Raw genomic sequence first — 13,654 nt, 5'->3', positions numbered from 1 at the left:
AATTAGTGATGCCTCCTTACTATTATCAATGGAGGTACTCGATCATGCTGTGGGTTAGCTGACCTTAGACGCGAGTCGTCGGTGGTGTGGAGTGAGGACGGGTTAAATGCCCATATTTTTAATAAAGTAATGATCTGTGCGCTCGTTAACATGAACGCAGAAATCATTACTTTATTTTGTATTAAGAGAGTTACAGATTTTAAATAGGCGGGAAGGAGGAAATGTATGTCTTACAGGCAAAGACTCTCACTATTTGTGGTCATCGATTCGCTCATTGTCATTACAGCGATTTTTATAAGTGGATTCCTGGTCAATGCAGACATTAACGTGTTCACCTTACCGATTGTGTTAAGCGCTGCTGTCATTTTAACAAGTCATCTATTCTTCTCATGGAAGCTGAACCTTTACAAAAAGGCCTGGGAGTATGCAAGTATTGGAGAATTACTTATATTGATTAAAATTGTCACGTACTCAGTGTTAACCGCCCTTATAGCCCAGCAGCTCATTCTCCAGGAGACAGCATTCAGGCTTTTGGCTGTGACATGGCTCATCCATCTATTATTTATGGGAGGCTCCAGATTAACCTGGCGTATGTATCGGAATCAGCTTGTAAACCGGTATCAGGATAAGAAACGGACATTGATTATTGGAGCCGGTTCAGCAGGTACGATGGTGGTCAGGCAGCTTCTTCATAACAGGGACTGCGATCTGCTTCCGGTCGCTTTCATTGATGATAACCCCCATAAGCACCAGCTTGATATTATGGGGATTCCTGTAATAGGGGGTTCAAATAAAATTGCAGAGGCAGTTGAAGCCTTCAAGATCGACAACATTGTCATTGCCATCCCTTCACTAAATAAAAAAGAGTTAAATACTATTTTCTCAGAATGCGCAAAAACCACTGCAGATACAAAAATTCTTCCTATGCTTGAGGATTTGGTAACAGGAAAAATTTCGGTTAATCAGGTCCGGGATGTGAGAGTAGAAGATTTGCTTGGACGCACACCGGTTGAGATGGATATCGAGCTTGTTTCCGATTCCATTACTGATAAAGTGATTCTCGTAACGGGGGCGGGAGGATCAATCGGCTCTGAAATTTCAAGGCAGGTGTCGCTGTTTAATCCTAAACGGCTCATTCTTCTGGGACATGGCGAAAATAGTATTTATACAATTGAAATGGAGCTTAAAGAGCTTTTCAAAGATTCCCAGATTGATATTAAAACGGAAATTGCCGATCTGCAGGATGCCAACAAGATGATGGATATTATGAGGCGGTATGTGCCGGATGTAGTTTACCATGCAGCAGCCCACAAGCATGTTCCTTTAATGGAGCGAAACCCTGAAGAAGCGGTAAAAAACAATATTATTGGAACCAGAAATGTGGCTGAAGCAGCGAGCTGGAATGGGGTCGGTACCTTTGTCATGGTTTCCACAGATAAAGCAGTGAACCCGACAAGCGTCATGGGTGCTTCAAAAAAACTGGCTGAAATGATTGTTCAGGAAATGGATCAAGAAAGTGATACGAGGTTTGTAGCCGTTCGCTTTGGAAATGTACTCGGAAGCAGAGGAAGCGTCATCCCTCATTTTAAAAAGCAGATTGAGCGGGGGGGCCCTGTTACCGTCACTCACCCGGATATGATTCGGTACTTTATGACGATTCCTGAGGCTTCAAGACTTGTTATTCAGGCAGGAGCACTTGCAGAAGGCGGCGAAATTTTTGTACTCGATATGGGTGAGCCGGTAAAAATTGTGGATCTGGCAAAAAACCTTATTAAGCTTTCAGGTAATTCCTTGAACGATATTGACATTGAATTTACAGGAATCAGGCCGGGTGAAAAATTATTCGAAGAACTTTTAAAGAAAGAGGAAATAAGAGAGGAACAAATTTATCCGAAAATCTATATTGGAAAAACAGCTGACCTCTATATAGAAGAAATTGAACAGATCGTCGCCACCTATTCATCATTAAGCCGGGAGGAGCTCAGGGAAACACTGCTTGTGCTTGCTAATCGAAAACGGCCGGCGAAACAAAAGGAAATGCTTCCAATATCGAGCTAAAAGGAGACGTGCACATGAAGGTACGAAAGGCGATCATACCTGCAGCGGGGCTTGGCACAAGATTTCTTCCTGCAACAAAGGCTATGCCAAAGGAAATGCTGCCGATTGTTGATAAACCAACCATTCAATACATTGTCGAAGAGGCCATTGCAGCGGGAATTGAAGATATTATTATTGTGACCGGTAAAGGCAAGCGGGCGATAGAAGATCATTTCGATCATTCATTTGAACTCGAACAAAACTTGTTTGAAAAAGGGAAGCTGGAATTATTATCTGAAGTACAAAAATCATCCAGGCTGGTAGATATCCATTATATACGTCAAAAGGAACCAAAAGGGCTGGGTCATGCGATCTGGTGTGCACGTAAATTTATTGGCAATGAGCCGTTTGCTGTGTTGTTGGGGGACGACATAGTTGAGGCGGAAAAACCATGCTTGAAACAGTTAATTGAGCAGTATAACCGCTACAATGCATCGATCATCGGCGTTCAGACGGTTCAGGAAAAAGAAGTATCAAGATACGGCATTGTGGACGGCAGTATGATGGACGAGCGGCTTTATAATGTACGCAGTCTGGTGGAAAAGCCAAGCATTGAAGAAGCACCATCCACACTCGCCATTCTTGGCCGCTACATCCTGAGCCCAAGAATACTGGACATTTTAAATGACCAAAAGCCTGGAGCGGGCGATGAAATCCAGCTTACTGACGCCATTGCAGAGCTTAACCGGCATGAGGCGGTATATGCGTATGAATTTGAAGGCGAGCGGTACGATGTCGGAGAAAAAATGGGATTTATCCAGACGACAATCGAATTTGCGCTAAAGCGGGAGGAACTCAGGTACGACCTACTGGAGTATCTTTCAACAATCGTAGAAAAAGAAAAAACAAAATAAACAAAAGGGGAGATAGCCTTGGGAGCAAAAGTACTTTTTTTAGCCACCGTAGATTACCACTTTAAGGCTTTTCATTTACCTTATCTGCAATGGTTCAAAAACCAGGGGTTTGACGTGCATGTGGCTGCCAAAGGAGAGCTGAAGCTGCCTTTTGTTGATCAAAAATACAATCTTCCTATAGAGCGTTCTCCCTTTTCGAAAAAAAATACAGAAGCCTACACAATGTTGAAAAAAATAATTGACCGGGAACACTATGATATTATTCATTGCCATACGCCTGTTGGAGGGCTGCTTGGAAGACTGGCCGCAAGAAGCGCCAGAGCAGCTGGCACGAAGGTGATCTACACTGCTCATGGCTTTCACTTCTGCAAGGGCTCCCCTTATTTAAACTGGATGATCTATTATCCTATTGAAAAATGGCTTTCGAAGTGGACAGATTGCCTGATTACCATCAACGAAGAGGACTATCAGCTGTCGCTAAACCATTTCAGAAATACGAATGTGAAGCATGTGCACGGGGTAGGGGTAGACACCGGCAGATTCAGGCCTTTAGAAAAAACAGAGAAAAACCATCTGAAAAAGTCATTGGGGTATCAGCCTAATGACTTTTTATTAATGTACGCAGCAGAATTTAATCAAAATAAAAACCAGCCATTTTTATTAAGAGCGTTTGCCCAGTTAAGTAAGGACATCCCTGAAATGAAGCTTTTGCTTGCCGGTGAGGGTCCCATGCTTGAGGAGTGCAAAAACATGGCGGCAGAGCTTGGTATTGAAAATAGAGTAGATTTTCTTGGGTTTCAAAATGGCATCGAAAAGTGGATTCAAATCAGTGACGTCGCAGTCGCATCAAGTAAGCGGGAAGGCCTTCCGGTTAATATCATGGAATCAATGGCATGCGCCCTCCCGGTAGTTGCCGTTGACAACCGGGGGCATCGTGAACTGATCAAGCCATATAAAAACGGCTGGCTGATTGAATCCGAAGATGATGAAGCACTGATCTCAAGAATAAAATGGCTATTCCATCAAGGGGACATCAGACAGGAGCTTGGCCAGAATGGCAGACAGCTTATCGTCAGCACCTATAGTACGCAGAAGGTATTGGCTGAGAAGAGTAATATTTATCAAACCTATATCAATCCGGAGGAGGGTGCAGCATGGATGGTCCAGTAAGAGTGCTGCATGCAGTCGTAAACATGAATCGGGGCGGCGCAGAAACACTCATCATGAACCTGTATCGCAATATCGACCGGTCAAAAGTTCAATTTGATTTCCTCACAAGCTTTGAGGGTGTTTTTGATGAGGAAATCACTTCAATGGGCGGCAGGATTTATCGAATCCCTTACGTTACGAAGGCCGGCCATCTTCAGTATTTAAAAAGTTTAGAAGAATTTTTTAAGCAGCATCCATATAAAATTGTCCATTCTCATATGGATAAGATGAGCGGGTTTGTGCTGAGGGCGGCTGCGAGGGCAGGTGTACCCTCCCGAATTGCACACAGTCATAACACCAGCAGTGAAGGCGGGCCGATAATAAAAGCTTATAAGTGGATGGCAGGCAAAAACATACCTAAATATGCGACCCAGTTTTACGCATGCTCCTCAAAAGCTGCCGAATGGCTCTTTACTAAACGATCAGCTCAGTCACTTATTTTAAAAAATGGTGTTGAATGTGACCGCTTTACGTTTTCACCAAAGATTCGGGAGCAAATGAGGAAGAGTTTAAACCTTGCTGAAAGCTCATTTGTTATAGGTCACATCGGAAGATTTAATCATCAAAAAAACCACAACTTTCTACTAAAAGTATTTTCAGAGTTTAGTAGAATTCATCCGGAAGCCCATCTTCTCTTGGCAGGAGGTGGTGCTTTGCAGGGGCAGATTGAAAAAAGAATAAAAGAATTAGAGCTTACAGAGAAAGTACATTTGCTTGGCATAAGGGAGGATATCCCCTCACTCCTTCAGGCATTTGATGCATTTGCCTTCCCATCGCTGCATGAAGGTCTTCCGGTTACCTTAATTGAAGCGCAGTGTTCAGGTGTACCTTGTTTAATATCCGAAGCAATTACGGATGAAGTTGATTTGGGATGCGGTCTCATTGAAAAACGCGTCATTACAGATTCCAAAAGCTGGGTTGAAGCTCTTTCAGCTGTCAAACAGAATAAGAGAACAAGAAGAACCGATCTTATGAAAATTTATGAAAAAGGGTATGATATACGACAAACTGCAGTGAATACCCAGAAAGCGTATATAGAGCTTGGGGGGATCAGCATTTGAAAAAGTTAACCGTGTTTACTCCGGCGTATAATCGAGCTTATTGTTTGTCAAACTGTTATGAAAGCTTAAAGAGGCAAACGAGCAGTGAATTTATCTGGTTAATTATTGATGATGGATCAACGGATAACACCAGGGAACTTGTCGATAGCTGGATAGAAGAAGGGAAAGTTGACATTTACTATCACTATCAGGAAAACCAGGGCATGCATGGTGCACATAATACTGCTTATCGATTAATTACGACGGAGCTAAATGTCTGTATTGATTCCGATGATTGGATGCCTGACGATGCCATTGAAAAAATTCTCTCCTTTTGGGATCAATATGGAAGTGATCAAGTTAGCGGGATTGTAGGATTAGATGCATTTGGGGATGGGAAGATCGTAGGGACCATGTTACCAGAGCATGCTAAACGTTCGACTCTGTTGGACTTGTACCAAAAGCATGGAGTAAAGGGAGACAAAAAGCTCGTTTATAGGAGTGAGCTTACAAGGAAATATCCGTATCCACTGTTTGAGGGGGAAAGATATGTCGGGTTAGCTTATAAGTATTACCTCATTGATTTGGAATATGAACTACTGATCATGAACGAGGTTATTTGTCATGTTGAATATTTGCCGGATGGTTCTTCGAAAAATATGCTTACGCAATACGTGAAAAATCCAAAAGGATTTGCTTTTTATCGAAAGGAATTAATGAAGCTGCCATCAGTCAGTACTGCCTTTAAATACAGGCAAGCTATTCACTACGTATCCAGCAGTCTGATCAGCAGAAACAAACATTTTATAAAAGAGTCACCAAGCAAGTTGCTTACTGTTTTTGCTATTCCTTTAGGGGCAACGCTTTACTTCTATCTATCAAGAAAAGCGCTGACCAATTAATAGCTTTTAGCAGGCAGGAACATCTTAAGAAAGGATTATGATATGACCATCTTATGGATAAACCTCTTATTTGTTTTCCTGTTAGCGCTCTTTGCCAGATATTCGGCGGTGCCCGCTGGACATCATGATACGGTTTTACCTATTCAGTCAAATAAATTGTTATTAATGTTTGCAGCTGTGATATTAATTTTAGTATCTGGTCTGCGCTCTAACATAGGAGATACCTTTAACTATGTAAACATGTATAAAGATAACCAGTTTACATGGGAGTATGTTACAGCAAATAAGGATATGGGCTTTGGTGTTCTTCAAATGATTCTCCAGAAGATCTCTACTGACCCACAGATAATGATTTTTACAGCTGCCTTAATAACAAATGCTTTAGTTGTCATAGTATTATTTCATTATTCCAGAATGATCGAACTAAGTCTGTTTGTCTATATCACTGGCGGGTTTTATCTTGTTTCAATGAATGGGATTCGTCAAACACTGGCGGCAGCAATTGCTTTTTGTGCTACAAAATTTTTAATAAACGGGAATTTCCCAGCTTATGCAGCGATCATTATTCTTGCTTCAACCCTTCATCAAAGCGCACTGATTCTGCTGCCCATTTACTTTATCGTAAGGGTAAAGCCGTGGTCGAAAGCAACGATTGGTCTGATCCTGTTATCAATCGCTATAGTAATTGGATTTGAGCAGTTTACCTCTCTGCTGTTCACAACATTAGAAGATACTCAGTATGCTGATTACAAGAACTTCGCTGAAGGGGGAGCGAATCTAGTTCGAGCAGTTGTTGGGGCTGTTCCGCTTATTTTAGCCTATATAGGCAGGGAAAAGCTAAGAGCTCTATTCCCTCAAAGCGACGTCATTGTTAACATGACTCTTTTAAGCCTTATTTTTATGATTGTCTCTACCCAAAGCTGGATTTTCGCCCGATTCTCACTTTATTTTAATCTTTACCAGCTGATTTTATTGTCCTGGATCGTAAAGCTTTTCAGAGATAGGGACGAAAAATTTGTCTACTTTATGATTCTCGTTTGCTACCTGGGCTACTATTATTATGAATCGGTCGTAAGCTTAGACATCATCTATAAAAGTAATTTTATAGAATTCTAAAATAATGACGTTGGTCAGAGACCAGGGTTATTTTTTTATGCAAAAATGCTTTTCTGAAAGGAGAGTAGGGAATGGCCATTCTAGTTACAGGCGGTGCTGGTTATATAGGAAGTCATACTTGTGTTGAGCTCCTTTCAGGAGGCTACGACATTGTGGTGGCGGACAATTTCAGTAATAGCAACCCGGAAGCATTAAGAAGAGTAGCAGAGCTTACCGGAAAGTTATTTACCATCGTCCAAGCGGATCTGCAGGATCGTCAGCAGGTGGAGGAATTATTTAAAGACAATAAAATCGAAGCAGTGATTCACTTTGCCGCACTAAAAGCGGTAGGTGAATCGGTTGACCTGCCGCTTAAGTATTATCAGAACAATATAGCCGGCACTTTAATTCTTCTTGAAACGATGGAAAGGTTTCACGTGAAAAAAATTGTTTTCAGCTCTTCGGCGACCGTATATGGAGAAGCGAGCGGGGCACCGATTACAGAAAATGAACCAATCGGTGCTGCCAATCCATATGGCCGCACGAAGCAGGTAACAGAAGAGATTCTTATGGATCTGCATAAGGCGGACCAGGAATGGAGCATTGCGATTTTACGCTACTTTAACCCAATCGGTGCTCATGAAAGCGGAATGATCGGGGAGGATCCAAATGGCATCCCCAATAACTTAGTTCCTTACATCTCTCAGGTAGCTATTGGCAAACGGGATAGGCTGAGGATACATGGAAAGGATTACCCGACTAAGGATGGGACAGGTGTAAGAGATTATATTCATGTGGTCGATCTGGCAAAGGGACATATTAAAGCTCTTGAAAAAATAAAAAAAGAAAATGTGGTTGATACATTTAATCTCGGGACCGGAAAGGGCTACAGTGTGCTCGAGGTGGTCAAAGCCTTTCAGTTGGCATCCGGAAGAATGATTCCTTGTGAGGCTGGGGACAGAAGACCGGGAGATATCGCCATTTGCTATGCGGATCCTTCAAAGGCCCAAAAGGAGCTTGGATGGACTGCGACAAAAACAATCACTGAAATGTGCAAGGACACATGGAGGTGGCAGCAGCAAAACCCCAATGGCTATTCATCTGACAAGAAGGCTGCTGAAAAAGAACCTACAGGAGCCTGATAAGATGAGGGGAAATGGACTATTAACTCAAAAGGAATTTGAAGCGCTGCTCGCCGATTGTCTGCGAAAAGGCAACGAGGACGCGTCTGTGTCTTTACTGTCAATGGTGGAAGAGATTAAACATAAGATGTTACATCACAAAAAATCAGCAGCTGCAAAACAGGAGTCAGATGCGTATGAAACGGTTTATTGATGTTTTTCTTTCCTTGCTATTATTTATCATTCTTTTTCCAATCATGGTCATTGTGGCCATGATTGTTTTGGTTAAAATGGGAAAACCGGTGTTATTCACCCAGCAGCGTCCGGGTCTTCATGGAAAGCCTTTTTATCTTATCAAATTCCGGACCATGAAAAACAGTGTTGATAAGAACGGAGTGCTGCTTTCAGATGAAGAAAGACTTACAGCAACCGGACGATTTCTCCGCAAATTCAGTTTAGATGAGCTTCCGCAGCTGCTAAACGTAATTAGAGGCGATATGAGTCTGGTTGGTCCGAGACCATTATTGATGGAATATCTTCCCCTGTATTCAGAGGACCAATTCACCCGTCATCATGTCAGACCAGGAATTACAGGCTGGGCACAGATAAATGGGCGAAACGCTATTAGATGGGAAGAAAAATTCGAGATGGACGCATGGTATGTAAAAAATCATTCGCTCCTTGTGGATATAAAAATTTTATTTATCACAGTGAAAAAGGTTTTTAAAAAAGAGGGGGTTACGCAGCGGAACCACGCTACTATGGAAAAATTCACAGGTTCGAAAGGTGTGAGCTAGCATGAAGCTTATTATCGTTGGCAACGGGGGCCACAGCCAGGTCGTGCAGGATCTAATTTTAGAATTAAACGACCATACGATTATTGCAGTTTTAGACGATCAAATTCTGGAGGGTTACAAGCTAAACAATATTTTGTATGAGTCGACTTTAAAGCTTCCGGTGTTATATCAGGACGAAGTACAAGTTGTCATTGCAGTCGGAGACAACTCCACGCGAAAGAAACTAGCTGAAAAATTTAATCTGCCGCCTGAAGCATATGCAACGCTTGTGCACCCCTCAGCCTTTGTTAGTAAGCAAGCAGTTCTCGGACATGGAACAGTGGTGATGGCTAATGCAGTCATAAACGCCGGATCATTGGCAGGAAATCATGTCATTATCAACTCTGGAGCGATCGTCGAGCATGAGTGCAAGCTCGAGCATTATGTTCATCTGTCACCTAACGCTACGTTAACGGGAAATGTCTCTTTGAAAGAAGGTGTTCACATCGGGGCCGGGGCTACACTTATTCCTAAAGTTACTGTAGGAGAATGGTCAGTAGCTGGTGCTGGGGCTGTTGTAACGAAGTCCATCCCCTCCTTCCAAACTGCTGTTGGGTGTCCGGCCAGATTAACAAGAAAAATTGAAAGAATTTCATAATAGGGGGTCTGTTATTTGATGAATTCAAAAATTTATCTGTCACCGCCCCATATGAGCGGGCAAGAGAGTGATTTTATTTCCGAAGCCTTTAAGACGAACTGGGTTGCGCCCCTGGGTCCTAATGTTGATGAATTTGAAAAACAGGTTGCAGCTTTAGCTGGAGTAAAGGCAGCTGTTGCTGTCAACTCAGGAACGGCCGCCATTCACTTAGCACTGTCTCTTTTGGATATTTCAGCTGGAGACAAGGTTTTTTGTTCGTCGCTTACGTTTGTCGCAAGTGCCAACCCAATTCTTTATCAAGGAGCGGAGCCGGTTTTTATCGATTCTGAGCCTGAGACATGGAATATGTCGCCTGCAGCTTTAGCCAGAGCTATGGAGGAGGCTGCAGTAAGAAACAAACTTCCCAAAGCAGTCATTGTCGTTAATTTATATGGGCAAAGTGCCAGGATGGATGAAATCCTGCAGATTTGCGATACCTATGAGGTTCCCCTAATCGAGGATGCAGCGGAATCCATCGGCTCAACCTACAAAGGAAAGCCGAGCGGAGGGTTTGGAAGGTTTGGAATCTTTTCCTTTAACGGCAACAAAATTATCACCACTTCAGGGGGAGGAATGCTTGTCTCGGACGATGAGAATGCCATAAAAAAAGCACGGTTTTTTGCCACACAGGCAAGGGATAATGCCCCGTATTACCAGCACAGTCAAATGGGCTATAACTACCGCATGAGCAATGTGCTTGCCGGAATTGGAATTGCCCAGATGCAGGTGCTGGAGTTAAGGGTCGCTGCAAGAAGAAAAATTTATAGCCGTTACGCAAAAGAGCTAGGAAATATGCCAGGCATCTCCTTTATGCCGGAGCTTGCACAAACAAAATCAAATCGCTGGCTCACCGCCTTAACGGTTGATGAAAACCTAACGGGCATATCCGCTTCACAAATAGTGAATTCTTTATCCAAAAACAATATTGAAGCAAGGCAAGTATGGAAGCCTCTGCATCTGCAGCCTTTATTTGAAGGGCGAGCCTACTACTCGCACTCCAATGAGGAAGACATAGCGAAAACTCTTTTTGATACAGGAATTTGTCTGCCATCAGGCTCAAACCTGGCAGAGGATGAACAAACAAGAGTCATCACCCAGGTTAAAACAGCACTGCAGACCAAAGTGGCAGACCATGTTGTGCTTTAATTCAGAAACCATGAGGTATATAAGATGATTGGAAAAAACATTATAGCCATTAGAAAAGAAAAAGGATTTACCTTATCCGAGCTCGCTGAAAGAGCTGGTGTCTCAAAATCCTATTTAAGCAACATCGAACGAAATCTTAAGCAAAACCCTTCGATTCAGGTCATGGAAAAAATTGCTCATGTACTGGATGTTGAATTGAAGGTGCTGTTGGATGTCTCAACAGACCCAGCCGCAACAGAGGACAGAGAATGGACCCTGTTTGTAAAGGATTTAAAAGAAAACCTGACAAGCAAAGAGCAGCTTCATGAATATAAATTGATTCTTGAGTTTGTGAGGTGGAGGCAGCAGCAGGAGGAACATTCTTAAATTCCCATTAGAAAAAGTAAGGTCGTGAGAGCATGAAGCAAGAACCTAAAAGAATCCTTCAAGTTTCAGGAGCAATGAACCGGGCAGGAACAGAAACAATGCTAATGAATCTATATCGCAGAATTAACAAAAAGAAGTTACAGTTTGATTTTGTTTCCTATAGTTCTGAAGAAGCCCACTATGATCAGGAAATTGAGTTTTATGGAGGTAAAATCATCCGTCTTTCCAACCCCAGTTCAGTAAGAGAGCTTGTTCAGGCTATTAAAGATAACGGTCCATACGCTGCTGTACACTCACACACCTTGTTCCATTGTGGGATTGCCAATACTGCTGCACGTATTGCAGGAATTAAAGTAAGAATCGCACATGCTCATACCACACAGGATGATAGTCAATCTTTTAGTAGAAGAATGTATTTGAGCAGCATGCGACAGATAATTAATTATAACTCCACCCATCTTCTGGCGTGCAGTAAAGGCGCAGGGAAATACTTGTTTGGTGAGAGAGAAATAGAAGGTACAAAGTATTCCTTTATCCCGAATGCCATTAACGTTGAAGCTTTTTTGGAAGAAAAAAATAAATCGGAAGCAGTAAAGTTTAAAGAAAAGCATGGGCTGGAAGGTAGTTTAATCCTTGGTCATATCGGAAGGTTCATAGAGGCTAAAAATCATCTCTTTCTTCTTGAGGTACTGGAGTTTCTGTTAAAAAAAGAGCCTTCAGCCAAGCTGCTATTAGTAGGAGATGGAGATGAAAAAGAGAAGATTAACGTAAAAGCAAAGGAAATGGGTATTGAAAAAAGTATTGTGTTTGCAGGCTTACGACAAGATATCCCTGTTATGCTCCAGTGCATGGATGTATTTGTATTTCCTTCTGTTTATGAAGGGCTTGGTCTGGTGCTGCTGGAAGCACAGGCTAGCGGAGTGCCGTGTCTTGTCTCTGAAGCCATACAGGAAGAAGCTGACCTGGGAATGGGCCTCATTTCAAGGAGATCACTAAGTGACTCCACTGCTCAATGGGTCGATGAAATAATCAGCATAGCTGGTAAGAAGCTGTTACAGCCATACGAAGTTTCCAGGGTATTTGAAACAAAAGAATACACAGTTGCCAGTTCAATAAGAAAATTAGCAGGATACTATTTAGAAAAAACGGGAGGAGCCAATGAAAAAGATATTAATTTCCTCATTTGATATGGAAGTAGGAGGAGTAGAGAGAAGCTTAATAAGTATGTTAAATAATTTTGACTACAGTAATTATCAAGTGGATTTATTACTCTATAGCCATACAGGTGATTTTCTTGGTCTTCTGCCAGAACAGGTAAATTTACTACCTGAAAACAAAGTATATAAAACCTTTCGCATGTCAGTAAAGGACACGATCAAGTCCGGTCAGCTTACCATTGCTATAGCGAGAATGCGCGCCAAATATAAAGCGAATAAATCTAATTCTGCTGAATCAGGCATTAAGCAGATGCAGTACATGTGGAAATACGCGTTACCTTTCCTGCCAGAAGTTGAAGCAGAGTATGATGTGGCGATCAGCTACTTATGGCCACATGACTTTACAGCCAAAAAGGTGAAAGCAAAAACGAAAATTGCCTGGATTCATACCGATTTCTCAAATGTAGAGACGGATCAGGCGGCTGATCTGGAAATTTGGAAATCCTACCAGCATATTATTGCGGTTTCTGATGATTGCAAAAAAGCGTTTTTATCCAAATACCCATCACTTTCTGCTAAAACGAAGGTAATAGAAAACATAACATCACCACAGTTTGTCATGCTGCAAAGTGAAGAAAAAACAGAAAATCCAATGACAACAGATACTCGATTTAAAATTGTCACAGTTGCCAGACTTTCACATGCAAAGGGAATAGATAACGCAGTGGAGGCACTAAAAAAAATTAAAGATAGCGGGTATAACAATATTGCATGGTACGTCGTAGGGTATGGCGGCGATGAAAAGAGAATCAAACAGCTGATCAAGCAGTATGGTCTTGAAGATCAATTTTACTTACTTGGTAAGAAAATTAATCCTTATCCATTTATAAAAGAAGCTGATCTCTATGTTCAGCCCTCCCGTTACGAAGGTAAAGCCGTAACGGTAAGTGAAGCTCAGATCTTATCGAAGCCTGTACTAATTACGAATTATTCAACGGCAAAAAGTCAGTTGGAAACAGGAGTAAACGGCTTAATATGTGAACTTTCAGTTGATGGTATTACTAAGGAAATAATAAAGATATATAATACTCCTTCGATTAGAGATGGTTTATCATCAAATTGCAAAAATATAAATTTTAATAATAGTAATGAATTAATAAAATTATATAGCTTAATTACCTAATCTGGAGGATG

14 protein-coding genes are annotated in these 13,654 nt (G+C 41.8%); all 14 read left to right on the top strand.

The genetic code is table 11. The annotated features are described in order from the left end of the window. The first annotated feature begins 225 nt into the window (after positions 1–225). Complete coding sequence (locus C4B60_RS15675) at positions 226–2,058, top strand: polysaccharide biosynthesis protein (RefSeq protein ID WP_104058982.1); 1,833 nt, start codon at positions 226–228, stop codon at positions 2,056–2,058. 14 nt (positions 2,059–2,072) lie between these two features. Continuing rightward, positions 2,073–2,951, top strand: coding sequence for a UTP--glucose-1-phosphate uridylyltransferase GalU (gene galU / locus C4B60_RS15670; RefSeq protein ID WP_104058981.1), 879 nt, complete (start codon positions 2,073–2,075; stop codon positions 2,949–2,951). 18 nt (positions 2,952–2,969) lie between these two features. Then, positions 2,970–4,121 carry a glycosyltransferase family 4 protein gene (locus C4B60_RS15665; RefSeq protein ID WP_104058980.1) on the top strand — a complete coding sequence of 384 codons (1,152 nt, stop codon included), beginning with the start codon at positions 2,970–2,972 and terminating at the stop codon, positions 4,119–4,121. After that, complete coding sequence (locus C4B60_RS15660; protein WP_104058979.1) at positions 4,106–5,221, top strand: glycosyltransferase family 1 protein; 1,116 nt, start codon at positions 4,106–4,108, stop codon at positions 5,219–5,221. The genes C4B60_RS15665 and C4B60_RS15660 overlap by 16 nt, the downstream gene beginning before the upstream one ends. Beyond that, on the top strand, positions 5,218–6,102 hold the full coding sequence (locus tag C4B60_RS15655; protein WP_104058978.1) for a glycosyltransferase family 2 protein: 885 nt from the start codon (positions 5,218–5,220) through the stop codon (positions 6,100–6,102). The genes C4B60_RS15660 and C4B60_RS15655 overlap by 4 nt, the downstream gene beginning before the upstream one ends. 42 nt (positions 6,103–6,144) lie before the next feature. Then, positions 6,145–7,218, top strand: coding sequence for an EpsG family protein (locus C4B60_RS15650; RefSeq protein ID WP_104058977.1), 1,074 nt, complete (start codon positions 6,145–6,147; stop codon positions 7,216–7,218). A 71-nt stretch (positions 7,219–7,289) separates the two neighbouring features. Further along, on the top strand, positions 7,290–8,339 hold the full coding sequence (gene galE, locus C4B60_RS15645; RefSeq protein ID WP_104058976.1) for a UDP-glucose 4-epimerase GalE: 1,050 nt from the start codon (positions 7,290–7,292) through the stop codon (positions 8,337–8,339). A gap of 4 nt (positions 8,340–8,343) precedes the next feature. Further along, positions 8,344–8,532: a hypothetical protein gene (locus C4B60_RS15640; RefSeq protein WP_104058975.1), complete on the top strand. Its 189-nt coding sequence runs from the start codon at positions 8,344–8,346 to the stop codon at positions 8,530–8,532. After that, on the top strand, positions 8,516–9,115 hold the full coding sequence (locus C4B60_RS15635) for a sugar transferase (protein ID WP_104058974.1): 600 nt from the start codon (positions 8,516–8,518) through the stop codon (positions 9,113–9,115). The genes C4B60_RS15640 and C4B60_RS15635 overlap by 17 nt, the downstream gene beginning before the upstream one ends. A gap of 1 nt (position 9,116) precedes the next feature. Beyond that, the gene (locus C4B60_RS15630; protein ID WP_104058973.1) at positions 9,117–9,752 is read left to right on the top strand and encodes an acetyltransferase; all 636 of its coding nucleotides are present in this window, start codon (positions 9,117–9,119) and stop codon (positions 9,750–9,752) included. A gap of 18 nt (positions 9,753–9,770) precedes the next feature. Next, a complete protein-coding gene (locus C4B60_RS15625) occupies positions 9,771–10,937 on the top strand; it encodes a DegT/DnrJ/EryC1/StrS family aminotransferase (protein WP_104059207.1) in 1,167 nt (388 codons plus the stop codon). 24 nt (positions 10,938–10,961) lie between these two features. Beyond that, the gene (locus C4B60_RS15620) at positions 10,962–11,303 is read left to right on the top strand and encodes a helix-turn-helix domain-containing protein (protein WP_104058972.1); all 342 of its coding nucleotides are present in this window, start codon (positions 10,962–10,964) and stop codon (positions 11,301–11,303) included. Positions 11,304–11,335: 32 nt separating this feature from the next. Beyond that, entirely contained in the window at positions 11,336–12,490 is a 1,155-nt protein-coding gene (locus C4B60_RS15615) for a glycosyltransferase family 1 protein (RefSeq protein ID WP_104058971.1), read from the top strand. Then, positions 12,462–13,643 carry a glycosyltransferase gene (locus tag C4B60_RS15610; RefSeq protein ID WP_104058970.1) on the top strand — a complete coding sequence of 394 codons (1,182 nt, stop codon included), beginning with the start codon at positions 12,462–12,464 and terminating at the stop codon, positions 13,641–13,643. Before C4B60_RS15615 ends, C4B60_RS15610 begins: the two co-directional genes overlap by 29 nt. The last annotated feature ends 11 nt before the right edge of the window (positions 13,644–13,654 follow it).

Source organism: Jeotgalibacillus proteolyticus, from assembly GCF_002926065.1.
Taxonomy (GTDB): Bacteria; Bacillota; Bacilli; order Bacillales; family Jeotgalibacillaceae; genus Jeotgalibacillus; species Jeotgalibacillus proteolyticus.
This window is presented reverse-complemented; position numbering and strand designations above follow the sequence as displayed.